At 68.4% G+C, this 22852-nt stretch carries 18 protein-coding genes and 1 tRNA gene; 12 read left to right on the top strand and 7 right to left on the bottom strand.

The window, feature by feature from the left end:
• The first annotated feature begins 59 nt into the window (after nucleotides 1–59).
• Nucleotides 60–1331 carry a PP2C family protein-serine/threonine phosphatase gene (locus L632_RS0113405; protein ID WP_028713131.1) on the top strand — a complete coding sequence of 424 codons (1272 nt, stop codon included), beginning with the start codon at nucleotides 60–62 and terminating at the stop codon, nucleotides 1329–1331.
• Between the two features lie 6 nt (nucleotides 1332–1337).
• Here L632_RS0113405 and L632_RS0113410 read toward each other — a convergent pair whose 3' ends face one another.
• The gene (locus L632_RS0113410; protein WP_028713132.1) at nucleotides 1338–1778 is read right to left on the bottom strand and encodes an NUDIX domain-containing protein; all 441 of its coding nucleotides are present in this window, start codon (nucleotides 1776–1778) and stop codon (nucleotides 1338–1340) included.
• Between the two features lie 198 nt (nucleotides 1779–1976).
• Nucleotides 1977–2061, bottom strand: a tRNA-Leu gene (locus L632_RS0113415).
• 277 nt (nucleotides 2062–2338) lie between these two features.
• Here L632_RS0113415 and L632_RS22695 point away from each other — a divergent pair.
• From L632_RS22695 to L632_RS0113450, 7 genes are all read left to right on the top strand, one after another.
• The gene (locus L632_RS22695) at nucleotides 2339–3937 is read left to right on the top strand and encodes a GMC oxidoreductase (protein ID WP_036698228.1); all 1599 of its coding nucleotides are present in this window, start codon (nucleotides 2339–2341) and stop codon (nucleotides 3935–3937) included.
• A gap of 31 nt (nucleotides 3938–3968) precedes the next feature.
• Nucleotides 3969–4961, top strand: a complete 993-nt coding sequence (locus tag L632_RS0113425) for a complex I NDUFA9 subunit family protein (protein ID WP_028713133.1) — start codon at nucleotides 3969–3971, stop codon at nucleotides 4959–4961.
• Nucleotides 4958–5764, top strand: coding sequence for an undecaprenyl-diphosphate phosphatase (locus L632_RS0113430; RefSeq protein ID WP_028713134.1), 807 nt, complete (start codon nucleotides 4958–4960; stop codon nucleotides 5762–5764). Before L632_RS0113425 ends, L632_RS0113430 begins: the two co-directional genes overlap by 4 nt.
• Before the next feature lie 150 nt (nucleotides 5765–5914).
• Entirely contained in the window at nucleotides 5915–7408 is a 1494-nt protein-coding gene (locus L632_RS0113435; protein ID WP_028713135.1) for an NAD(P)-dependent oxidoreductase, read from the top strand.
• A 67-nt stretch (nucleotides 7409–7475) separates the two neighbouring features.
• Nucleotides 7476–8183: a hypothetical protein gene (locus L632_RS0113440; RefSeq protein WP_232220979.1), complete on the top strand. Its 708-nt coding sequence runs from the start codon at nucleotides 7476–7478 to the stop codon at nucleotides 8181–8183.
• Complete coding sequence (gltB, locus tag L632_RS0113445) at nucleotides 8183–12730, top strand: glutamate synthase large subunit (RefSeq protein WP_028716955.1); 4548 nt, start codon at nucleotides 8183–8185, stop codon at nucleotides 12728–12730. The genes L632_RS0113440 and gltB overlap by 1 nt, the downstream gene beginning before the upstream one ends.
• A 220-nt stretch (nucleotides 12731–12950) precedes the next feature.
• Nucleotides 12951–13838 carry a cation diffusion facilitator family transporter gene (locus L632_RS0113450; RefSeq protein ID WP_028713138.1) on the top strand — a complete coding sequence of 296 codons (888 nt, stop codon included), beginning with the start codon at nucleotides 12951–12953 and terminating at the stop codon, nucleotides 13836–13838.
• A 9-nt stretch (nucleotides 13839–13847) separates the two neighbouring features.
• Here L632_RS0113450 and L632_RS0113455 read toward each other — a convergent pair whose 3' ends face one another.
• The 5 genes from L632_RS0113455 to L632_RS0113475 form a co-directional block, all read right to left on the bottom strand.
• The gene (locus L632_RS0113455) at nucleotides 13848–14840 is read right to left on the bottom strand and encodes an ABC transporter ATP-binding protein (protein ID WP_028713139.1); all 993 of its coding nucleotides are present in this window, start codon (nucleotides 14838–14840) and stop codon (nucleotides 13848–13850) included.
• A gap of 25 nt (nucleotides 14841–14865) precedes the next feature.
• Nucleotides 14866–15705 (bottom strand): carbohydrate ABC transporter permease, encoded by an 840-nt coding sequence (locus tag L632_RS0113460; RefSeq protein ID WP_028713140.1) that lies wholly within the window; start codon nucleotides 15703–15705, stop codon nucleotides 14866–14868.
• 10 nt (nucleotides 15706–15715) lie between these two features.
• Complete coding sequence (locus L632_RS0113465; RefSeq protein WP_028716956.1) at nucleotides 15716–16633, bottom strand: carbohydrate ABC transporter permease; 918 nt, start codon at nucleotides 16631–16633, stop codon at nucleotides 15716–15718.
• A gap of 112 nt (nucleotides 16634–16745) precedes the next feature.
• The gene (locus L632_RS0113470) at nucleotides 16746–18005 is read right to left on the bottom strand and encodes an ABC transporter substrate-binding protein (protein ID WP_028713142.1); all 1260 of its coding nucleotides are present in this window, start codon (nucleotides 18003–18005) and stop codon (nucleotides 16746–16748) included.
• Between the two features lie 48 nt (nucleotides 18006–18053).
• Nucleotides 18054–18932: an N-acetylmuramic acid 6-phosphate etherase gene (locus L632_RS0113475; protein WP_028713143.1), complete on the bottom strand. Its 879-nt coding sequence runs from the start codon at nucleotides 18930–18932 to the stop codon at nucleotides 18054–18056.
• Nucleotides 18933–19085: 153 nt separating this feature from the next.
• On the opposite strand from L632_RS0113475, the gene L632_RS0113480 reads away from it, so the two are divergent.
• Genes L632_RS0113480 through nagA form a run of 4 tightly spaced genes read left to right on the top strand, consistent with a single transcriptional unit; the run spans nucleotide 19086 to nucleotide 22835 of the window.
• Complete coding sequence (locus L632_RS0113480; protein WP_028713144.1) at nucleotides 19086–19919, top strand: BadF/BadG/BcrA/BcrD ATPase family protein; 834 nt, start codon at nucleotides 19086–19088, stop codon at nucleotides 19917–19919.
• The gene (locus L632_RS0113485; protein ID WP_036698233.1) at nucleotides 19919–20686 is read left to right on the top strand and encodes a GntR family transcriptional regulator; all 768 of its coding nucleotides are present in this window, start codon (nucleotides 19919–19921) and stop codon (nucleotides 20684–20686) included. The genes L632_RS0113480 and L632_RS0113485 overlap by 1 nt, the downstream gene beginning before the upstream one ends.
• Nucleotides 20686–21711: an SIS domain-containing protein gene (locus L632_RS0113490; RefSeq protein WP_028713146.1), complete on the top strand. Its 1026-nt coding sequence runs from the start codon at nucleotides 20686–20688 to the stop codon at nucleotides 21709–21711. The genes L632_RS0113485 and L632_RS0113490 overlap by 1 nt, the downstream gene beginning before the upstream one ends.
• Nucleotides 21711–22835, top strand: coding sequence for an N-acetylglucosamine-6-phosphate deacetylase (gene nagA, locus L632_RS0113495; protein ID WP_028713147.1), 1125 nt, complete (start codon nucleotides 21711–21713; stop codon nucleotides 22833–22835). Before L632_RS0113490 ends, nagA begins: the two co-directional genes overlap by 1 nt.
• The last annotated feature ends 17 nt before the right edge of the window (nucleotides 22836–22852 follow it).

The raw sequence follows: 22852 nt of genomic DNA on the forward strand, positions 1-22852 counted from the left end.
AATCGCGAAAATTGTCCGGATTAACGGAACCTTCAGCGGCCCGGGCTTACACCGTCCGCATGATGATCCTGGACGGCCATGCAATAAGCTCCATCCCGCATAACTGGCGGCTGGTGCTGCTTGTCGATGACAGCCGGGCGCAAAGGCGCACCCTGGCGGTCCAGCTGACCCGCGCCGGCTATCACGTGGTGGAGGCCGCCAGCGGCGACGAGGCGATGCGCATCTGCCTGGAACGGCGCCCCGACATCGTGATCTCGGACTGGATGATGCCGGGGCAGAGCGGGCTGGATTTCTGCCGCCGCTTCCGCGAGATGCAGTCGGACCGCTACGGCTATTTCATCCTGCTGACCTCGCGCAACGACAAGAAGGACATTGCCGACGGGCTGCGCGCCGGCGCCGACGAATTCCTGACCAAGCCGGTCTCGGGGGCCGAGCTGCTGGCCCGGCTGTCCGCCAGCGAACGCATCCTGCGCATGGAGGAAAGGCTGCGCAACGCCAATGCCCAGCTCAGCGCCACGCTGACCGAATTGCGCGCCACCCAGGCCGCGATCGAGCGCGACCTGCGCGAGGCGCAGCGCCTGCAGCAGGGGCTGGTGCGGGAACGTCATGGCCGCTACGGCGATTTCGACCTGTCCCTGCTGATGCGCCCGGCCGGCCATATCGGCGGCGACCTGGTCGGGTTCTTCCCGATCAATGCCCGCCGGGTCGGGCTGTTCGCGCTGGACGTGGCGGGGCATGGCGTGGCGGCCGCCCTGCTCAGCGCCCGGCTGGCGGCGCTGCTCTCGGGCGCGACCGACCACAACATCGCGCTGCGCATCACCGAGCTGGGGCTCTACGACGCCCGCCCGCCTGCCGAGATCCTGCGCCAGCTCAATATGCTGATGCTCGAGGAATTGCGCACCGAATCCTATTTCACCATGGTCTATGCCGACCTGGACTTCCTGACCGGCCGGCTGCGGCTGGTGCAGGCGGGCCACCCGCATCCCGTGCTGCAACGCGCCGATGGCCGGATCGAGCGCATCGGCGGCGGCGGCCTGCCCGTAGGCGTCTTTTCCCATGCCGAATACGAAGAGGTGCAGCTGACCCTGAGCCCCGGCGACCGGCTGTTCATCAGCTCGGACGGGCTGACCGAAAGCGAGAATCCCCGCGGCGAGCCCCTGGGCGAAGAGGGGCTGCACGCCATCCTGCGCACCAATGCCATGCTGCGCGGCGACGCGCTGCTGGAATCGATCTGCTGGTCTGCGGCGCATTATGCCGGCGGCCAGCGCAGCGACGACATTTCGGCGGTGCTGATCGAGCGGCGTCCGGACGGGCAAGACCCTTGGGGCTGATCCGCCTCAGCGCCGGCGCAGCGCCGCCCGCACCACGGCGCGCGATCCCGGGTCGGGCAGCAAGGCCGCGACGCGCGGCAAGGGCACCCAATGCGCCTCATGCCCCGGCTCGGCTGGCGTGCCCAGGCGGGCGACCGGCCGCGCCAGCCAGACGGTGCAGAGCTTTTCCGCCCAGAACCCGTAATCCGGCATATAGCAGAAGCGCCGATAGGCACCGAAGCGGCGCGGATTGCCGATGCTCCAGCCGGTCTCCTCGCGCACCTCGCGATGCAGGGCGGCCAGCGGCGATTCGCCCGGATCGATGCCCCCGCCGGGCAGCTGGAACTCCGGCGCGGGCGCCTGCTGGAAGGTCAGCAGCGCCGCCCCGTCGCGGACCAGCAGCGCATAGGCGCCCGGACGCAGCCGATAGGCGCGCCGTCCGGGCGGCGGTCCGAAACGCGGTATCATGCAGGCCCCTTTTCTTCCCCGCCCCATGCTGCAAGCCTGCCGGGGCCGGCTGCCGCGACCCCAGCACCGAAAGCCGGCGGCTTCTTCGTTCCCCAAATACCCATGCGACGCCGCCGCAGGCAACAAGGCCCGCCTGCCCGGCCCTGTCGTCAAAGCAAAAGCCGCGCAAACCCAAGGGCTTGCGCGGCTTTTGTATCATGGTGCCCAGGAGAGGACTCGAACCTCCACGCCTTGCGGCACACGGACCTGAACCGTGCGCGTCTACCAATTCCGCCACCTGGGCAGGTCGCGTGAGCCGGGTGATTAAGCCCAGCCGCGGGGGGTGTCAACGGGGGGGCAACAAAAATCTTCGCCCACCCGAATCTTTTTTCCGCGCCGCCGCGCGGGTCGCGATATTCTTTCGCCAGCCGCGGCCCGCAGCGCCGCATCGAACGCCGTCCACAACCGCAGCGGGCGATATCCTATCCTTTCGGTCAGGTTGCTGCCGGGAAGCGCCCGGGACTAGAAACCCTTCACAGGAAGTCATTTGTTGCCAGTGCTCTGATAAACGGAATTTTTCCATGGACGACCTCAAGACCCGCGAATGGGACGCCATCGTGATCGGCACGGGGATCGGCGGGGGAACCGCGGGCCGGCGCCTGGCCGAGGCGGGGCTTTCCGTGCTCTACCTGGAAAAAGGGCCCGACCTGGGCGACGCCCCCCTGCCCGCGCTTGGGATCGAGACCCGCGATCCCGAGGCGCGGATGGCCAACGGCGCCTGGCCCTGCATGCTCGAGGCCAAGCTGGACGGCGCCTGGTGCGAGCTTGACGGCATGATCGGCACCGGGGTGGGTGGCACCTCGGCCTATTACGCGGCGACGCTGGAGCGTCCCGAGCGGCACGACCTGGACACGACCGAGGCGCTGCCGCATCCGACCGGCGGCTGGCCGGTCGGCTATGACGAGATGCTGCCCTGGTTCTCGCTGGCCGAGAAATATTTCCATATCAACGGCGAGGTCGATCCGCTCGCCCCCGCGGGGGCCGAGCTGCTGCCGCCGATCCTGCCGCTGCCGGCCTCGGATGCGGCGCTGATGGCGGCGCTGCGCCGGTCGGGCATGCATCCCTATCGCACGCATATGGCGGCGCGCTTCCTGCCGGGCTGCGAGAGCTGCTTCGGCCGGCGCTGCCCGCGGCGCTGCAAGATGGACGGCCGCTCGGCCGGGGTGCTGCCGGCGATCGAGACCGGCCGCGCCGCGCTGATCGACCGCTGCTCGGTGACCCGGATCGAGGCCGACGGCCAGCAGGTCCAGGGCGTCACCTGCCGCCGCGACGGGCAGGAATTCACCCTGCGCGCCCGGACCTATGTGCTGGCGGCGGGCGGGCTGGGCTCGCCCTCGCTGCTCTTGCGTTCGGCCGGCGAGGCCTGGCCCCGGGGGCTGGGCAACCGCAACGGCCTGGTCGGCCGCAACCTGATGTTCCACCTCAGCGAGATCATCGCCATCTGGGCCGGACAGGGCCGGGACGAGACCGGCGCCTCGCGCTCGATCAGCATGCGCGACCTGTATTTCATCAACGGCCAGCGGTTCGGCACCGTGCAATCCATGGGGCTGACGGCCGGCTATGGCGAGATCCTGCACGCGCTGAACGGCCGCTTCGACCAGTCGCCGCTGCGCCGCATCCGGCCGCTGCGGCACGGGCTGCGCTTTCCCGCCCTGGTCGCGGCGCGGATGCTGGGCAATGCCAAGCTGTTCGTGGGCGTGCTCGAGGACCTGCCCTATGCGCATAACCGCGTCCTGCCCGATCCGCAGGACCCCGACCGGCTGCGCTTCCGCTACGACATCTCGGACGAGCTGCGCGGCCGGCGGGCCGCCTTCCGCAAGGCGATGCGCGCGGCCTTCCGCCCGCATCGGGCGATGTTCATGGGCAGCGCGCCGCAGCTGAACTTCGCCCATCCCTGCGGCACGCTGCGCTTTGGCGACGATCCCGCCAGCAGCGTTCTGGACCGCGATTGCCGGATGCATGGCGTCGACAATCTCTTCGTGGCCGATTCCTCGTTCATGCCGACCTCGAACGGGGTCAATCCCAGCCTGACCATCGCCGCCAATGCGCTGCGGGTGGCGGACGCGATCGTCGCAGGGCTACGGCCACGGCTTGCCGCTGGCGGAAGCCTTGGGTATTGAACGATCAAGCAAGCCACGAAGGGAGCGCCGCATGTCCGCAGCCAAGCTGGTCACCATCTATGGCGGGTCCGGATTCCTGGGCCGGCAGATCGCCCGGATCATGGCCGCGCAGGGCTGGCGCATCCGCGTCGCCGTCCGCCGCCCGAACGAGGCCGGCGTCGTGCGCACCTATGGCGCGCCCGGCCAGGTCGAGCCGGTGCCCTGCAACATCCGCGACGACCTGTCGGTGACCGCCTGCATGGCCGATGCGGATGCGGTCATCAACTGCGTCGGCATCATGGTGCGCGAGGGCAAGAACACCTTCGACGCCATCCATGAGGAGGCGGCGGGCCGCGTCGCCCGGATCGCCGCCGAGACCGGGGTGAAGCAGTTCGTGCATGTCTCGGCCATCGGCGCGGATGCGGATTCGGAAAGCCGCTATGCCGCCTCCAAGGGCCGGGGCGAGGCCGCGGTGCTGGCGCATCGCCCCGATGCGGTGATCCTGCGGCCCTCGGTCATGTTCGGACCGGACGATCATTTCTACAACCGCCTCGCCGCGATGACCCGGCTGGGCCCGATCCTGCTGGTGCCGGGCGCGAATACGCCGATGCAGCCGGTCTATGTCGATGATGTGGCGCGCGCCGCCGCCGTGGCCGCCGCGGGCGAGGCGCAGCCCGGCATCTACGAACTGGGCGGGCCGGACGTCCTGACGATGCGCGAGATCGCGCAGCAGGTGCTGACCGCCATCGGGCGCCGCCGCGCCGTCATCGGCCTGCCGCATTGGCTGAGCCGCGTGATGGGAACGGCGCTGGACGGCGTGCAGACCGTCACCGGCGGGCTGCTGACCAACCGCATCATGACCCGCGACCAGGCGCGGCTGCTGCGCCTGCCGAACCGGGTCTCGGGCCAGGTCAAGACCTTCGCCGACCTGGGCATCGAGCCGACCGCCGCCCCCGCCGTCATCGAGGGCTATCTGTGGCGCTTCCGCCCCTCGGGACAATATGAGGCGATCACCGCCTCGGCGAAGAACCTGCGCAACAGCTGATGGACCACAACACCCTTGTTGCCGTCGCCCTGGGTCTGCTGGAGGGGCTGACGGAGTTCATCCCCGTGTCCTCGACCGGCCACGTGCTGCTGGCCGGGCATTTCCTCGGCTTCGATTCGCCCGGCCGCGCCTTCGAGGTGCTGATCCAGCTGGGCGCGATCATGGCCATCCTGGGCGTCTATGCCGGGCGGCTGTGGCGGATCTTCACCAGCGCGCCGCAGGACCCGCGCGCGCGGCGCTTCATCCTGGCCGTCCTGCTGGCCTTCCTGCCCGCCGTGGTGATCGGCGTGCTGGCGCATCGCATCATCAAGGAGGTCCTGTTCGAGACCCCCGGCCTGATCGCGGTCATGCTGATCGTCGGGGGCGTGGTGCTGCTGTTCGTGGACCGGATGGCGAACCGGCCGCGCTATTTCTCGGCCGAGGACTTCCCGCTGCCCATGGCGGTCAAGATCGGCTTCATCCAGTGCCTGGCGATGATCCCCGGCGTCTCGCGTTCGGGCGCGACCATCGTGGGCGCCCTGCTTCTGGGCGCGGACAAGCGTTCCGCGGCCGAGTTCAGCTTTTTCCTGTCGATGCCGACGATGCTGGGCGCCTTCGTCTATGACCTCTACAAGAACCGCGACATCCTGGACGCGACAGCGACCGGGAACATCGTGATCGGCTTCTTCTGCGCCTTTCTGGCCGCCGTCGTCGTGGTGCGCGGGCTGCTGAACTATGTCTCGACCTATGGCTACGGCTTCTTCGCCTGGTGGCGAATCGTGGTCGGAGCCGCAGTTCTGCTGGCTTTGCAGGCAGGTTGGTAAACTATGCTGACCTATTTTTCGCATTTGCAGCATGGATTTTTTAACGCAAGAGCTGGAAATCGTTAATTAGGTCAACTCTGCTGACTTTTCTTTGGCGGCGGCCTGACTTATCAGGCTGTGAACACCCTCGTCATCGAAGGACGCGCAGCCATGGCCACGCAGAAGATGCTCAAATTCGTCACCATCGGGCGCGAGATGCCCGAGAAACGTGACGCGGCATCCCGCTCGGAAGACTTTCACGAGATCTATCGCGAATTCGCCGAGGCCAAGGCCAAGGAACAGGCCAGCCGCTGCAGCCAATGCGGCGTGCCCTATTGCCAGAGCCATTGCCCGCTGCACAACAACATCCCCGACTGGCTGCGCCTGACCGCCGAGGGCCGCGTGCAGGAGGCCTATCTGCGCAGCCAGGAAACCAACACCTTCCCCGAGATCTGCGGCCGCATCTGCCCGCAGGACCGGCTGTGCGAAGGCAATTGCGTCATCGAACAGTCCGGCCACGGCACCGTCACCATCGGCGCCATCGAGAAATACATCACCGACACCGCCTGGGAAGAGGGCTGGGTCGCCCCCGTCGTCCCCATGCAGGAGCGCCCGGAATCCATCGGCATCATCGGCGCCGGCCCGGGCGGCCTTGCCGCCGCAGACCGGCTGCGCCGCATGGGCTTCCAGGTCACGGTCTACGACCGCCACGACCGCGCCGGCGGGCTGCTGATCTATGGCATTCCCGGTTTCAAGCTGGAAAAGCAGGTGGTCGAGCGGCGCACCCGGCAACTGGCCGAGGGCGGCGTGGATTTCGTGCTGAACATCAATGTCGGCGAGGATATCAGCTTCGACGCCATCCGCGGCAAGCATGACGCGGTGCTGATCGCGACCGGCGTCTACAAGACCCGCGACCTGGACATCGACAATGCCGCCGCCAAGGGCGTGGTGCGGGCGCTGGACTACCTGACCGCCTCGAACCGGGTCGATCTGGGCGACGAGATCCCCGATTACGAGGATGGCGAGCTGAACGCCAAGGGCAAGCGCGTCGTGGTCATCGGCGGCGGCGACACCGCCATGGATTGCGTGCGCACCGCCATCCGCCAGGGCGCGCAATCGGTGAAATGCCTGTATCGCCGCGACCGCGCCAACATGCCGGGCAGCCAGCGCGAGGTGCAGAACGCCGAGGAGGAGGGCGTCGAATTCGTCTGGCTCTCGGCCCCCGGCGCATTCACCGGCCATGTCACCGGCGAGGCGATGGTGGCGCAGGAACGCGACGTGGACGATACCGGCGACATCCCGACCATCAGCGCCGTGCGGGTGCAGAAGATGCGGCTGGGCGCGCCGGACGTCTCGGGCCGGCAGTCGCCCGAACTGATCGAGGGCGCCGATTACGACGAGCCGGCCGAGCTGGTCATCAAGGCCCTGGGCTTCGAGCCCGAGGAACTGCCGCGGCTCTGGGGCGTCGAGGGGCTGGAAGTGACGCGCTGGGGCACGATCAAGGCCGATTACCAGACGCATCAGACCAGCCTGCCCGGCGTCTTTGCCGTGGGCGACATCGTGCGCGGCGCCTCGCTGGTGGTCTGGGCGATCCGCGACGGCCGCGAGGCTGCCGACAGCATCGCCGGCTATCTTTCGGGCGCCGCCCGCGTCGCCGCCGAATAGGGGTGTGGCCATGGCGTCTGGACCAAGCATCAATCCCACAACGCGCCGCGCGGCGCTGGCGGCAGGAATGGCAACCTTGCTGACCTTTCTGCCGCTGCCTGCCGCCGCGGCGAATTTCACCCCGCCCTCGGGCTGCAAGCTCGAGGTGACGGTGCAGAACCGCGGCTGCAGCGTCTCGCAGCATTATCGGTGCAGCGCCGATGCGCCGGGCGACCAGTGGGTGACCTATTTCACCGCCGAGGGCCCGACCTTCCAGTCGCGCATCGACCGCGAGACGCGCTGGATGGAAAGCACCGACCTGCGCAGCGGCCTGACCGACGTGCTGGAGGACGAGGCCGAGGACCATGCCTCGTTCAGCACGCTGCTGGACACGGGCCGGGACGATTTCGACTTCTGGACCCGCTCGAACAGCGGCGAGCGGCTGCGCCATGTCGGCCAGGACGAGCTGACCGGCGAGACGGTGCAGATCGGCGGCGTGTCGCTGGAGGTCACGCGCTTCGAGCTGACCACCTACAGCGAATCCGGCCAGGTGCTGATCCGGCGCCGGGGCCAGCAATTCGTCAGCCGCGCGCAAGGGCGGTTCTATGGCGGCGTCGAGACCTCCGAGGACTGGACCGGCGCCGTGCAGCAGACCAACGACAGCCCGGTGACGTTCTCGTTCCCGGGGCAGCCCGGCTTCGGCTCGACCACGCCGGAATATGATTGCGACCTGCAGATGGTGGGCGGCGAAGGCGCCGGCATCCTGTGGCAGCTTATGAAGGAGGCACGGACGTGATGGACTGTGAACAGATGAGCTGGGAACAGCAGGAACAGGCCCGCCGCGACTGGATGGCGGAACATTCGCTCTACCGTGCCGAGGACGAGCATTCGTCCTGCGGCGTCGGCCTGGTCGTCAGCATCGACGGCAAGGCCAGCCGCAAGGTGGTGGAAAGCGGCATCAACGCGCTGAAGGCGATCTGGCATCGCGGCGCCGTGGACGCGGACGGCAAGACCGGCGACGGCGCCGGCATCCACGTGCAGATCCCGGTGCCCTTCTTCTACGACCAGGTCCGCCGCACCGGGCACGAGCCCGACCATGACAAGCTGATCGCCGTGGGCCAGGTGTTCCTGCCGCGCACCGATTTCGCCGCGCAGGAACGCTGCCGGACCATCGTGGAATCCGAAGTGCTGCGCATGGGCCATTACATCTATGGCTGGCGGCACGTGCCGGTGAACACCGCGGTCCTGGGCGAAAAGGCCAACGCCACCCGCCCCGAAATCGAGCAGATCCTGATCCGCTGCGACAAGGACATCGACGACGAGCAGTTCGAGCGCGAGCTCTACATCATCCGCCGCCGGATCGAGAAGGCGGCGGTGGCGGCGCAGATCGCCGGCATGTATATCTGCACGCTGTCGTGCCGCAGCATCATCTACAAGGGCATGATGCTGGCCGAGCAGGTGGCCGAATTCTATCCCGACCTCAAGGACGAACGCTTCGAGAGCGCCTTCGCGATCTATCACCAGCGTTATTCGACCAACACCTTCCCGCAATGGTGGCTGGCGCAGCCCTTCCGCATGCTGGCCCATAACGGCGAGATCAACACGCTCAAGGGCAACTCGAACTGGATGCGCAGCCACGAGATCCGCATGGCCTCGCGGACCTTCGGCGAGATGGCCGAAGACATCAAGCCGATCATCCCCGGCGGCTCGTCCGACTCGGCGGCGCTGGACGCGGTGTTCGAGGTGCTGGTGCGCTCTGGCCGCAACGCGCCGATGACCAAGACCATCCTGGTGCCGGAAGCCTGGTCCAAGGCCACCACCGACATGCCCAAGGCCTGGGCGGACATGTATGCCTATTGCAACTCGATCATGGAGCCCTGGGACGGTCCCGCCGCGCTGGCGATGACCGACGGGCGCTGGGTCTGCGGCGGGCTGGACCGCAACGGGTTGCGGCCGCTGCGCTATGTCGTGACCGGCGACAACCTGCTGATCGCCGGGTCCGAGGCCGGCATGGTCCCGGTCGACGAAACCACCGTGTGCGAAAAGGGCGCGCTGGGTCCGGGCCAGATGATCGCCGTCGATATGGCCGAGGGCAAGCTTTACCACGACCGCGAGATCAAGGACCATCTGGCCGCCAGCCAGCCCTTCGGCGACTGGGTGGAAAAGGTGGTGCAGCCCTCGGAACTGATGGCGAAGCTGCCCGAGACCGCGCTTTACGCCGGCGAAGAACTGCACCGCCGCCAGATCGCGGTCGGCTATACCGTCGAGCTGGTCGAGCAGATGCTGGTGCCGATGGCCGAGGACGCCAAGGAGGCGCTGGCCTCGATGGGCGACGACACGCCGCCCGCGGTGCTGTCGCGCCAGTTCCGGCCGCTGTCGCATTACTTCCGGCAGAACTTCAGCCAGGTGACGAACCCGCCCATCGACTCCTTGCGCGAAAGCCGGGTGATGAGCCTGCGCACCCGCTTCGGCAACCTCAAGAACGTGCTTGAGGAAAGCTCGACCCATGCCGAGATCACCATGCTGGAAAGCCCCTTCCTCGCCAATGGCGAGTTCGAGGAGCTGACCCGCATGTTCGAGGGCCAGGCGACGCAGATCGATTGCACCTTCGCCGTCGATGGCGGGCCGGACGCCCTGGCCGAGGCGCTGGCGCGCATCCGCGCCGAGGCCGAGGATGCCGTGCGGTCCGGCAACGGCCACATTATCCTGACCGACGAGGGCATCTCGGCCGACCGCATCGGCGTGCCGATGATCCTGGCGACCAGCGCCGTGCACAGCTGGCTGACCCGCAAGGGGCTGCGGACCTTCTGCTCGCTGAACGTGCGGGCCTCGGAATGCGTGGACCCGCATGATTTCGCGGTGCTGATCGGCTGCGGCGCGACCACGGTGAACCCCTATCTGGCGCAGGACACCCTGGCCGAGCGCATCGAGCGCGGGCTGCTGGACGGCAACCTGATCGACATCATGACCCGCTACCGCGAGGCCATCGACGCCGGGCTGCTGAAGATCATGGCCAAGATGGGGATTTCGGTCCTGTCCTCCTATCGCGGCGGGCTGAACTTCGAGGCGGTGGGGCTTTCCCGCGCCATGGTGGCGGAATATTTCCCCGGCATGCAGTCGCGCATCTCGGGCATCGGGCTGCACGGGCTGCAGGCCAAGCTGGAGGAAGCCCATGCCAAGGGCTTCCGCGCGCCGCTGGTCGATCTGCTGCCGGTGGGCGGCTTCTACAAGGCGCGTCGCTCGGGCGAAAAGCACGCCTGGGAAGCCAATACCATGCGGCTGTTGCAGCTGGCCTGCGAAAGGGCGTCCTACGACATCTGGAAGCAGTTCACCGCCACGATGCGGGCGAACCCGCCGATCCATATCCGCGACCTGCTGGACATCAAGCCGCTGGGCAAGCCGGTGCCGCTGGAGGAGGTGGAATCGATCACCTCGATCCGCAAGCGCTTCGTGACGCCGGGCATGTCGCTGGGGGCCTTGTCGCCCGAGGCGCATATGACGCTGAACATCGCCATGAACCGCATCGGCGCCAAGTCCGACTCGGGCGAGGGCGGCGAGGACCCGGCGCACAGCCACCCGCTGCCGAATGGTGACAACCCCTGCGCCAAGATCAAGCAGGTCGCCTCGGGCCGCTTCGGCGTCACCGCCGAATACCTGAACGCCTGCGAGGAGCTGGAGATCAAGGTCGCGCAAGGGGCCAAGCCCGGCGAGGGCGGCCAGCTTCCGGGCATGAAGGTCACCGACCTGATCGCCCGGCTGCGGCATTCGACCAAGGGCGTGACGCTGATCTCGCCCCCGCCGCATCACGACATCTATTCGATCGAAGACCTTGCGCAGCTGATCTATGACCTCAAGCAGATCAACCCGCGCGCCAAGATCACCGTGAAGCTGGTGGCCTCCTCGGGTGTCGGCACCATCGCGGCGGGCGTGGCCAAGGCCAAGGCCGACGTGATCCTGATCTCGGGGCACAATGGCGGCACCGGGGCCAGCCCGGCGACCTCGATCAAGTTCGCCGGCCTGCCGTGGGAGATGGGCCTGACCGAGGCGCATCAGGTGCTGGCGATGAACCGGCTGCGCGACCGCGTCACGCTGCGCACCGACGGCGGGTTGCGGACCGGCCGCGACATCGTCATGGCGGCGATGATGGGGGCCGAGGAATTCGGCATCGGCACCGCCGCGCTGATCGCCATGGGCTGCATCATGGTGCGCCAGTGCCAGTCGAACACCTGCCCGGTCGGCGTCTGCACCCAGGACGAGAAGCTGCGGGCGATGTTCAACGGCTCGGCCGACAAGGTGGTGAACCTGATCACCTTCTACGCCACCGAGGTGCGCGAGATCCTGGCCCTGATCGGCGCGCGTTCGCTGGACGAGATCATCGGCCGCGCCGATCTGCTGACCCAGGTCAGCCGGGGCGACAAGTCGCTGGACGACCTGGACCTGAACCCGCTGCTCATCACCGTCGATGGTTCGGACAAGATCGTCTACGACCGCTCGAAGCCGCGCAACGCCGTGCCCGACACGCTGGACGCCGAGATCATCCGCGATGCCGGCCGCTTCTTCTCGGATGGCGAGAAGATGCAGCTGTCCTATGCGGTCAGGAACACCCAGCGGACGGTGGGCACGCGGACGAGCTCGATGATCGTGCAGACTTTCGGCATGCGCAACACGCTGCAGCCCGATCACCTGACCGTGCGCCTGACCGGCTCGGCCGGGCAATCGCTGGGCGCCTTCGCCGCGCCCGGGCTGAAGATCGAGGTCTCGGGCGATGCCAACGACTATGTCGGCAAGGGGCTTTCGGGCGGCACCATCGTGGTGCGGCCGCCGATGGGCAGCCCGCTGAACGCGGCCGAGAACACCATCATCGGCAATACCGTGCTTTACGGCGCCACCGACGGCCATCTTTTCGCGGCCGGCCGCGCGGGCGAGCGGTTTGCCGTCCGCAACTCGGGCGCCAAGGTGGTGATCGAGGGCTGCGGCAGCAACGGCTGCGAATACATGACCGGCGGCGTCGCCGTGATCCTGGGCCGGATCGGCGCCAATTTCGGCGCCGGCATGACCGGGGGCATGGCCTATCTCTACGACCCCGAGGGCGTGGCGCGCGACTACATCAATGCCGAAACGCTGGTCCTGTGCCCGGTGACGCAGGCGCATTGGGAAGCGGAGCTCAAGGGCCTGATCGAGCGGCACCACCAGGAAACCCGCTCGCGCCGGGCCGAGGAGATCCTGCAGAACTGGGAGGAGGAGAAGCTGAACTTCCTGCAGGTCTGCCCCAAGGAGATGCTGCCGCATCTGAAGCATCCCATCGCCCCGGTCGAGGATCTGGCGGCGGTGCCGGCAGAGTAAACGCAGCGCGGATGACGACAGCGGGGGCCCTTTCGGCCCCCGTTTCGTTTCGGGACGATGAATCGCGGCTCCTGCGGCGGGGGATCGGCGGCGATTGCCGGGCTGCGCCGCTGGACCGGCCCCGCACCGCCATGATGCGGCCTTTTTCCGCGATGGCGGTTGGCCCGCCTCGCAATCGCGGCTAAACCCCCGCGCGACGGATTCGGAAAAGGAAGCGCCCATGTCCGCGACCGAAAAGATCGCCCTCGGCAGCATCCTTGTCGGCCTGGTCGTGCTGGCGCTCAAGAGCTTCGCCTGGTGGCTGACCGGCTCGGTCGCGCTGCTTTCGGACGCGCTGGAAAGCACGGTGAACGTCGCCACCGCCGTCGCCGCGCTGATCGCCATCCGCGTCGCCGCCAAGCCCGCCGACCGGGACCACCCCTATGGCCATCACAAGGCGGAATTCTTCAGCGCCGTGCTGGAGGGGGTGATGATCATCGTCGCCGCGCTTCTGATCCTGCGCGAGGCGTATCACGGCTTCCAGAACCCGCGCATGCTGGATGCGCCGCTGGAGGGGCTGCTGGTCAACGGCCTGGCCAGCGTGCTGAACGGGCTGTGGTGCTGGGTGCTGGTCAGCCGCGGGCGCCGGCTGAAATCGCCGGCGCTGGTCGCGGACGGGCGTCACCTGCTGTCGGACGTGATCTCGTCGGTGGGCGTGGTGGCCGGGGTGGCGCTGGCAGTCGTGACCGGCTGGGCGGTGCTGGACCCGGCGCTGGCGGCGCTGGTCGCGCTGAACATCCTGTGGTCGGGCTGGAAGGTGATGACCAGCTCGCTCTCGGGTCTGATGGACGAGGCGGTGTCCGAGGACACGCTGGCCGATATCCGCGCCACCATCTCGGACGCCGCCACCGGCGCCATCGAGGCGCATGACCTGCGCACCCGCCATGCCGGACCGCGCACCTTCATCGACTTCCACCTGGTGGTGGACGGCCAGACGACCGTCGATGCCGCCCACGACATCTGCGACCGCATCGAGCAGGCGCTGAAGCGCAAGCTGCCCGAGGCGCTGATCACCATCCATGTCGAGCCGGAGCACAAGGCCAAGCATTCCGGCGTCCTGGTGATCTAGCACAGTGATCTAGCGCAGCCGCCGGCCCTCGGCGTCGAAATGAAAGGCGCGGTTCGGCTCGAAGCCCAGGCCCACCACCTCGTCCACGGCATAGTCCTGCTCGCCGAACAGCCGCACGGTCAAGAGGCCGTGGTCCTCCGAGGAAAGATAGACCAGCGTCTCGCCGCCCAGCTTCTCGACATGGCTGACGCGGCCGCTGATCTGCCCGCCGCCGGGCACCAGATGCTCGGGGCGGATGCCCAGCCTGTCCGAGCGCAGGCCCAGCTTGCCGGCATCCAGGAAATTCATCTGCGGGCTGCCGATGAAGCCGGCGACGAAGGTGTTGTCGGGGTCGTTATACAGGTCCATCGGCCGGCCCACCTGCTCGACCACGCCGCCGCGCAGGACGACGATCTTGTCAGCGAGCGTCATCGCCTCGACCTGGTCATGGGTGACATAGATCATCGTCGCGCCCAGCTCGCGATGCAGCCGGGCGATCTCGATCCGGGTCTGCACGCGCAGCGCGGCGTCGAGGTTCGACAGCGGCTCGTCGAACAAAAACAGCTTGGGCCGCCGCACGATGGCGCGGCCGATGGCGACGCGCTGGCGCTGGCCGCCCGACAGCTCGGCCGGACGCCGCTCCAGCAGATGGTCCAGCGCCAGCATCTCGGCCGCCTTCCCGGTCGCCGCCTCGATCTGCGCGCGGGGCGTGCCGGCCTGCTTCAGCGCCAGCCCCATGTTGTCGCGCACGGTCAGGTGCGGATAAAGCGCATAGCTCTGGAACACCATGGCGATCTCGCGCCGGGCCGGGGCCAGGTCGTTCACGCGCGCGCCGTCGATGGTCACGTCGCCCGAGGTCACATCCTCGAGCCCGGCGATCATGCGCAGAAGCGTGGACTTGCCGCAGCCCGAGGGGCCGACGAAGACGCAGAACTCGCCATCCTCGACATTCAGGTCGACGCCCTTGATGACCTGGGTGGCGCCGAAGGACTTGGTGACTTGGGTAAGGGTCAGGGCTCCCATCGGGATCTCCTTGCTGCAAGACGGATCATTTGACGGCGCCGGCGGTGATGCCGCGGATCAGCTGGCGCGAGAAGATCAGGTAAAGCACCAGCACCGGCAGGATGGCGAGGCTCAGCGCCGCCAGCACGGCGTTCCAGTTGGTGACGAACTGGCCGATGAAGACCTGGCTGCCCAGGGTGACGGTCTTGGTCGCCTCGCTGGGCGCCAGGATCAGCGGGAACCACAGGTCGTTCCAGATCGGGATCATGGTGAAGACGGCGACGGTGGCCATGGCCGGCCGCACCAGCGGCAGCACCAGCCGGAAGAAGATGGTGTATTCCGACAGCCCGTCGATGCGCCCGGCATTCTTCAGATCGTCCGAGACGCCGCGCATGAACTCGGACAGGATGAACACCGCCAGCGGCAGCCCCTGCGCGGTATAGACCAGCACCAGCGCCGTCAGCGTGTTCACCAGCCCGGAGGCCACCATCATCTGCAGGATGGCGACGGTGCCCAGCCGGATCGGGATCATGATCCCCAGCGCGAGGTACAACCCCATCAGCATGTTGCCGCGAAAGCGGTATTCCGACAGCGCGAAGGCCGCCATGGCGCCGAACAGCAGCACGAAGAACAGGCTGGCCACGGTCACGATCAGCGAGTTCTGGAAATAAAGGACGAAATCCCCCTGCGCCAGCACCGTGCGATAGCCGATCAGGTCGAAGCTTTCCGGCGTCGGCACGGCCAGCGGATCGGCGAATATCGCCCGGCGGTTCTTGAAGCTGTTGATGACCACGACGAAGACCGGGAACAGCGCGATCACCGTGTAAAGGATCAGCACGGCATGGGCGGCCAGGCTGCGGGCGGTGGAATGGCGGGCTTGGCTCATGGCTCTCCCCTCAGAACTGATAGCGGCGCAGCCGGCGCTGGATGGCGAACAGGTAGAAGCCGACGCCCAGCAGGATGATGCCGAACATGGCGGTGGCGATGGTCGCGCCCATATGCGGGTCGCCGATCTGCAGCTGGAAGCCGAAGAAGGTCCGGTAAAGAAACGTCCCCAGAATGTCGGTCGAGAAATTCGGCCCGGCCAGCGCGCCTTGCGTCACATAGATCAGGTCGAAGGCGTTGAAATTGCCGACGAAGGTCAGGATCGAGATGATGCCGATCGAGGGCAGGATCAGCGGCAGCTTGATCTTCCAGAACTGCGACCAGCCGGTGACGCCGTCGATCTCGGCCGCCTCGATCACCTCGTCGGGGATCGACAGCAGCGCGGCATAGATCAGCATCATCGGGATGCCGACGAACTGCCAGACCGAGATCAGCGCCAGCGTGGTCAGCGCCGTGCCCTCGCGGCCCAGCCAGGGCGCGAACAGCGACTTCAGCCCGACGGCGTCCAGCATCCCCGGCGCGATGCCCCAGATCGGCGACAGGATCAGCTTCCAGACGAAGCCGACGATCACGAAGCTCAGGATGGTCGGGATGAAGATGGCGGTGCGATAGAACGCCGCCCCCCGCAGCCGCGGCGAGCTCAGCAGCGCCGCCAGCGCCACGCCGACCGGGTTCTGCACCAGCATGTGCACCAGGAAGAACCAGGCGTTGTTGCCGAGCGCGTTCCAGAAGCTCGCAGACCAGCGCGGATCGCCGAACAGCGTGGCGAAGTTCCGCAGACCCACAAAGACCCGCCCCTCCTCGCCGATGTTGAACAGCGACAGGTTCAGCGTCCCGAACAGCGGAACGATCATGATGGCGGTATAGACCAGTACCGCGGGGGCAAGAAACACCGCGATATGCCAGCGAAACGCTTTCCGCTGCGCCATGACGCCCTCCTTCTCTGTTTGAAAATACCCTCGGGGGGGGCGGAAGGCCCCCCGCCGCCGGGCCGTCAGGCCCGGCCAGCATTCACTTCGGGCCGTCAGGCCCGGCAGGCCGTCACTTCTGCTGCGGCGCGTACCACGAGGCCAGGCCCTGCTGCAGCCGCTCGGCCGCGGCCTCGGGCGTCTCGGCGCCGGTGATGACATTGGCCGAGGCGGTCCAGGTCTCGTTCTCCAGGTTCGGCGTGCCGCGCGACAGGATCTGGTAGGTCGAGCGGATGGTCGGCTCGCAGCTTTCGCGCCAGCCGACGAATTCCTTCGCCAGCGGATCTTCCATCTCGACCGGGGCCGAATTCAGCGAGAAAAAGCCCGGCAGCGCATTGGCGTAAAGCGCGGCGAATTCCGACGAGCCGACCCATTCCAGGAATTTCCGCGCCTCTTCCGGATGCTTCGTCGCGGCATTCATCCCCAGCGCGATATCGGTATGGTCGCTGATATAGCAGGTGTCGCCCTCGGCCGGGACGGGGGGCGGAAACGCGCCCATCTCGAAGGCGCCGCCGATCTGCGGGCCGAAGACGCCGATTTCCCAGGACCCGGCCGGATAGATGGCGGCGCGGCCCAGGGTGAACAGGTTCTGGCTGTCGGGATAGGTCTGCGCCTCGAACCCGTCGCCCAGATAGTCCTTCCATTTCGCCAGCTGGCGGAAGGGCGCGACCCAAGGCTCGTCGGTCAGCTTTTGCGTGCCCTCGATCAGCGCCTTGCGGCCTTCCTCGCCTTTCCAGTAGGTCGGGCCGATGTTCTGGTAGCCCATGGTCGCGGCCTCCCACTGGTCGGCGGTGCCCATGGCCATCGGGATATAGCTGCCGTCTTCCTTGATCTTGTCGAGCAGGGCAAAGAACTCCGCCTCGGTCTTGGGCGGGGTCAGGCCCAGCTCGTCGAAGGCGGTCTTGTTGTAGATGAAGCCATGGATCACCGAGGCCATCGGCACGCAGAAGGTCTGGGCGCCGTCATCGGTCTGCCAGGCCGATTTCGCCACGTCCGAGAAATTCGCCATCGCCGCCAGGTCGCTCAGATCGGCCAGCTTGCCCTTCTTGAACAGCTCCAGCGAGGCATCGAAGGGCCGGCAGGTGATCAGGTCGCCGGCCGAGCCCGCATCCAGCTTGGAATTCAGCACCGCGTTGTATTCCGGCGGCGCCGAGGGCGCGAAATTGATCTTGATGCCGGGATTGGCCGCCTCGAAGGCCGGGATGATCTTTTCCTGCCAGATGGCGAGGTCGTCGTTGCGCCAGCTTTCGATGGTCAGCGTCACGTCCTGGGCCCAGGCGGCGCTGCCCAGCAATGTGCTGGCCAGCAGCGCCAGGCGGATGGTCTTGGTCATGGTCTTCTCCCTTCGGCATCGGGTCTCTCGCGGACCCTCTGGTTGCAATCAGATCAGCGGGGCCAGCAGGCCCCCGGTTTCGGCCAGCCGCGCCCGGGCCATGTCGGGCGCCATGCCGCGCGCGACCAGGATGGCGGGCTTGACCGCGCCGCCGGTGTGCGACAGCGCCGCCTCGGCCGCCTCGCGCCCGACCCCCGCGACGGCGGCGACGATGCGGGCAGCGCGGTCCACCAGCTTGATGTTGTCGGCCACCAGGTTGACCATGTAGCCGTCATGGACATGGCCCAGCCGGATCGCCACCAGCACCGAGAGCATGTTCAGCGCCACCTTCTGCGCCGTGGCCGCCCCCATGCGGGTCGAGCCGGAAACCACCTCGGCCCCCGTCTCGATCAGCACCGGGATATCGGCGCGTTGCAGCAGGGCCGAGCCCGCCACATGGGCGAGGCCGGCGACGGTCACCCCCCGTTCCTGCGCCGCCGCGCAGATCGCCAGCGCATAGGGCGTCCGCCCCGAGGCCGAGAGGCACAGAAGCACATCCCCCGCCGCCAGCCCGGCACGATCCAGGTCGGCCAGCGCGAGTTGCGGGTCGTCCTCGACGCTGCCTTGCAGGTGCAAAAGCGCCTCGGCCCCGCCGGCGAACATCATCGGCGTGCGCTCGGGCGCGATGCCGAAGGTGCCGGCCAGTTCCAGGCAATCCGCCAGCGCCATCAGCCCCGAGGAGCCGGCCCCGGCATAGCCGAGCTTGCCGCCCCGGCGCAGCGCCTCTGCTGCGGCCTCGGCTGCGCGTTCCAGCGCGGGCAGCGCGGGCTGCAGCGCGCCCAGCGCCGCGACCTGCGCGTCCAGCAGGACACGCAGCACCTCGCCGCCCGGGCGGGCGTGAAGCCCTGCGGATGCCGGATGCCTTGCCTCGGTGCCGGATGCGGTCATGTGATTCCCCCTGTTCCGTTGATAATGCCAAAACAATACCACTTGTAAAGACCCTTCTTCAATATCCGCCAAAATTGGCGTTTCATGGCGCTTCCGAAAATAGCTCTTCCCTTTTGGTATTGTTTTGGTATCGTGCAGTCAAAGGGAGTCGCCATGTCATATTTCCTGGGCATAGACGGAGGGGGGACCGGCTGCCGCGCAGCCATCGCGGACGGCGCGGGCCGGATCATCGGCCAGGGCGCGGCCGGGCCGGCCAATATCTCGGTCGAGACCGAGGGGGCCTGCGCCAATATCCTCGCCGCCGCCCGCGCCGCGCTTCAGGACGCCGGACAGGGCCATCTGGACGAACTGACCGCCGTGCTGGGGCTGGCCGGGGCCAATGTCACCGCCGCCGCCCGCAGCCTTCGGGCCATGCTGCCCTTTCGCCGCACCCGCATCGTCACCGATGCGGTGACCGCCGCCACCGGCGCGCTGGGGGGCGGGGACGGCATCGTCGCCGCCATGGGCACCGGCTCGGTCTTCGCGGTGCAGATCGGCGGCGAGATGCGGCAATATGGCGGCCGCGGCTTCGTCCTGGGCGACGAGGGCAGCGGCGCGGTGCTGGGCCGGGCGCTGCTGGCCGAGGCCCTGCGCGCCGAGGACGGCTTCGCGCCGATGACCCCGCTGCTGCAGGCGGTGCTGGACGAGCTGGGCGGGATCGAGGGGGTGATCTCCTTCGGCTTCCGCGCCCGGCCGGCCGAATTCGCGCAATTCGCGCCGCGCATCATTGCCGGCACCGACCCGGCGGGCGAACGCATCTTTGCCGCCGCCGTGGCCGAGATCCGCGCCATGATCGACAGGCTGCAAGCCGGCCGCGGCCTGCCGGTGGTGTTCCTGGGCGGACTGGGCCCGCATTACGCCGCCCGCCTGCAGGGGCTATGGCCCATCCAGCCGCCCAGGGGCTCGGGCGTCGACGGGGCGCTGCATCTGGCCCGGCAGGAGGCGTGATGGGCGAGCTGTTCACCCCCGAGGCCTTCGAGGAAACCGGCGGCGGGCCGCTTTACCTGCAATTGCACCGGCTGATCGCCGAGGCCATCGCCTCGGGGCGGCTGCAACCCGGCGACAGCCTGCCGTCCGAGCGCGAGCTGGCAGCGATGACCGGCCTGTCGCGCGTCACCGTACGCAAGGGGGTGGCAGAGCTGGTCGCCTCGGGGCAGCTGGTGCAGAAGCGCGGCTCGGGCACCTTCGTGGCGCCGAAAGTCGAGAAGCTGGAGCAGGCGCTGTCGCTGCTGACCTCCTTCACCGAGGACATGGCCCGGCGCGGCCGCAGCGTCGAAAGCCGCTGGATCGCCCGCGGGTTGCACGCCCCGGCGCCCGAAGAGGTGATGGCGCTGGGACTGGGCGTCGGCGAGAAGGTGGCACGGCTGGAACGGGTGCGCAGCTCGGACGGGGTGCCGCTGGCCATCGAGCGCGCCTCGCTGTCGCAGGCGATCCTGCCCGATCCCGAAGGCGTCGATGCCTCGCTTTACGCGGTGCTGGAAGCGCGCGGCATGCGGCCGGTGCGGGCGGTGCAGCGCATCTCGGCCGCGAACCTGAACGCCAAGGACGCCGATCTGCTGGGCGTCAGCCCCGGCGTGGCCGGGCTGCGCATCGAACGCATCTCCTACCTGCCCTCGGGCAAGGTGGTCGAGTTCACCCGCTCGCTCTATCGCGGCGATGCCTATGACTTCGCCGTGGAACTGAAACTTGCCCCGGAAGGCGAAAGGAACCCGTGATGAGCCAGACCCATATGGCGCGCGAAGTGGCCGAGATCCCCGAAGCCGCCGCCCGATTCCTGGAACGCTCGCGCGATGCGGTGGCGGACGCGGCCAGCGCCCTGCGCCGCAAGGACCCCGACCTGGTGGTGACGGTGGCGCGCGGGTCGTCGGACCATGCCGCGACCTATCTGAAATACGCCATCGAGCTGGAGGCCGGGGTGCCGGTCGCCTCGGTCGGCCCCTCCATCGCCTCGATCTATCGCCGGCCCCTGCGGCTGGGCAAGGCGGCCTGCATCGGCATCTCGCAATCCGGCCGCAGCCCGGACGGGGTCGAGATGATGCGCGCCTCGGGGCAAGGGGGGGCGCTGTCCATCGCCATCACCAATGTCGAGGACAGCCCGATGGCGCAGGTCTCGGCCCATTGCCTGCCCCTGCAGGCGGGCGAGGAGAAAAGCGTCGCCGCCACCAAGACCTTCGTCTGTTCGGTGCTGGCCGGGCTGTCGCTCTTGGCGGAATGGCGCGAGGATCACGCCCTGCAGGATGCCGTCGCCGCCCTGCCCGAAGCGTTCGGGCAGGCCGTGGGGCTGGACTGGTCGCCCTTGTCGGCGCGGCTGGCGCGGGCCAGCTCGGCCTTCGTGCTGGGCCGCGGTCCCAGCTTCGCCATCGCCTGCGAATCGGCGCTGAAGTTCAAGGAGACCTCGGGCATCCATGCCGAGGCCTATTCCGCCGCCGAGGTTCTGCACGGCCCGGCCGCCATCGTGCAGGCCGGCTTCCCGGTGCTGGCGCTGGGGATCGAGGATGCCGCCCTGCCCCAGCTCAAGGCCACGGCCGAGCGGCTGGCGGCCCAGGGCGCGGATGTGTTCGTGACTGGCACCGAGGTCGGCGGCGCCATCACCCTTCCCTCGGTTCCCGGCCTGCATCCGCTGGTGGCACCGCTGGTGACCATCGCCGGCTTCTACGCCTTCATCGAGGGGCTGGCGCGGCGGCGCGGCTTCGACCCGGACACGCCGCCGCATCTGCGCAAGGTGACGGAGACGGTGTGATGGCGCGCGAGGTCCTGACCGGCGCGCGGATCTTCGACGGCGCGCGTTTCCTCGACGGCCATGCGCTGGTGGTCGAGGCGGGCAAGATCGCCGCCATCCTGCCCGAGGCCGAGGCGCCGGCCGAGGGGCGGCGGGCGGTGTCGGGCATCCTCGCCCCGGCTTTCCTGGATTTGCAGGTGAACGGCGGCGGGGGGCTGATGCTGGACGGTACGACCGATCTGGGGGGGCTGCACCGCATCTGCGCCGCACATCGCGCGCTTGGCACCGCCGGCGTGCTGCCGACGCTGATCACCGACACGCCCGAGGCCACCGCCCATGTCATCGCGCTGGGGATCGCGGCGGCCGAGGCAGGGGTGCCGGGCTTCCTGGGCCTGCATCTGGAGGGGCCGCATCTCGACCCGCGCCGCAAGGGCGCGCATGACCCGGCGCTGATCCGGCCGATGACCGACGATGATCTGGCCCGGCTTTGCGACGCCGCGCGGCGGCTGCCGGCGCTGATGGTGACGCTGGCGCCCGAGGCGGCAAGCCCGCAGCAGATCGCGGCGCTGGCCGGGGCCGGGGCGGTGGTCAGCCTGGGCCACAGCGATTGCAGCCATGACGAGGCGCAGGCCGCCTTTGCCGCCGGCGCCCGCTGCGCCACACATCTCTTCAACGCCATGAGCCAGATCGGCAACCGCGCGCCGGGACTGGCCGGCGCGGTGCTGGCCGGCGATGCGGGTGCCGGCCTGATCGCCGACGGCATCCATGTGCATCCGGCGGTGATGCGGCTGGCGCTGGGGGCGCGGCCCGAGGGCATCTTCCTGGTCAGCGATTGCATGGCCTTCGCCGGCACCGACCTGGCCGAGATGGAGCTGGGCGGCCGCAAGGTGCTGCGCCGCGACGGGCGGCTGACCCTGGCCGACGGCACGCTGGCCGGGGCCGACCTGACGCTGCCCCAGGCCATCGGCGTGCTGGTCCATCAGGTCGGCATCGCGCCGGAACGGGCGCTGCGCATGGCCTCGGCCATCCCGGCGGCGCTGCTGGGCCTGCAGGACCGCTACGGCGCCCTGGCCCCCGGCCGCGCGGCCGATCTGGTGCTGCTGGACGAGGATTTCGGCCTGCGCGAGCATTGGTTGTCGCCTTGAACGCCGGGAAAGGCCAA

This window comes from Paracoccus sp. J39 (assembly GCF_000518925.1).
Lineage (GTDB): Bacteria > Pseudomonadota > Alphaproteobacteria > Rhodobacterales > Rhodobacteraceae > Paracoccus.

What these genes read in the sequence shown, in the direction of transcription:
- L632_RS0113460 (WP_028713140.1), bottom strand. Translation starts at nt 15,705, where the DNA reads ATGAGCCAAGCCCGCCATTCCACCGCCCGCAGCCTGGCCGCCCATGCC.
- L632_RS0113480 (WP_028713144.1), top strand. Translation starts at nt 19,086, where the DNA reads ATGTCATATTTCCTGGGCATAGACGGAGGGGGGACCGGCTGCCGCGCA.
- L632_RS0113435 (WP_028713135.1), top strand. Translation starts at nt 5,915, where the DNA reads ATGGCCACGCAGAAGATGCTCAAATTCGTCACCATCGGGCGCGAGATG.
- L632_RS0113455 (WP_028713139.1), bottom strand. Translation starts at nt 14,840, where the DNA reads ATGGGAGCCCTGACCCTTACCCAAGTCACCAAGTCCTTCGGCGCCACC.
- L632_RS0113490 (WP_028713146.1), top strand. Translation starts at nt 20,686, where the DNA reads ATGAGCCAGACCCATATGGCGCGCGAAGTGGCCGAGATCCCCGAAGCC.
- L632_RS0113410 (WP_028713132.1), bottom strand. Translation starts at nt 1,778, where the DNA reads ATGATACCGCGTTTCGGACCGCCGCCCGGACGGCGCGCCTATCGGCTG.
- L632_RS0113405 (WP_028713131.1), top strand. Translation starts at nt 60, where the DNA reads ATGATGATCCTGGACGGCCATGCAATAAGCTCCATCCCGCATAACTGG.
- L632_RS0113440 (WP_232220979.1), top strand. Translation starts at nt 7,476, where the DNA reads ATGGCAACCTTGCTGACCTTTCTGCCGCTGCCTGCCGCCGCGGCGAAT.
- L632_RS22695 (WP_036698228.1), top strand. Translation starts at nt 2,339, where the DNA reads ATGGACGACCTCAAGACCCGCGAATGGGACGCCATCGTGATCGGCACG.
- L632_RS0113465 (WP_028716956.1), bottom strand. Translation starts at nt 16,633, where the DNA reads ATGGCGCAGCGGAAAGCGTTTCGCTGGCATATCGCGGTGTTTCTTGCC.
- L632_RS0113450 (WP_028713138.1), top strand. Translation starts at nt 12,951, where the DNA reads ATGTCCGCGACCGAAAAGATCGCCCTCGGCAGCATCCTTGTCGGCCTG.
- nagA (WP_028713147.1), top strand. Translation starts at nt 21,711, where the DNA reads ATGGCGCGCGAGGTCCTGACCGGCGCGCGGATCTTCGACGGCGCGCGT.
- L632_RS0113485 (WP_036698233.1), top strand. Translation starts at nt 19,919, where the DNA reads ATGGGCGAGCTGTTCACCCCCGAGGCCTTCGAGGAAACCGGCGGCGGG.
- L632_RS0113470 (WP_028713142.1), bottom strand. Translation starts at nt 18,005, where the DNA reads ATGACCAAGACCATCCGCCTGGCGCTGCTGGCCAGCACATTGCTGGGC.
- gltB (WP_028716955.1), top strand. Translation starts at nt 8,183, where the DNA reads ATGGACTGTGAACAGATGAGCTGGGAACAGCAGGAACAGGCCCGCCGC.
- L632_RS0113475 (WP_028713143.1), bottom strand. Translation starts at nt 18,932, where the DNA reads ATGACCGCATCCGGCACCGAGGCAAGGCATCCGGCATCCGCAGGGCTT.
- L632_RS0113425 (WP_028713133.1), top strand. Translation starts at nt 3,969, where the DNA reads ATGTCCGCAGCCAAGCTGGTCACCATCTATGGCGGGTCCGGATTCCTG.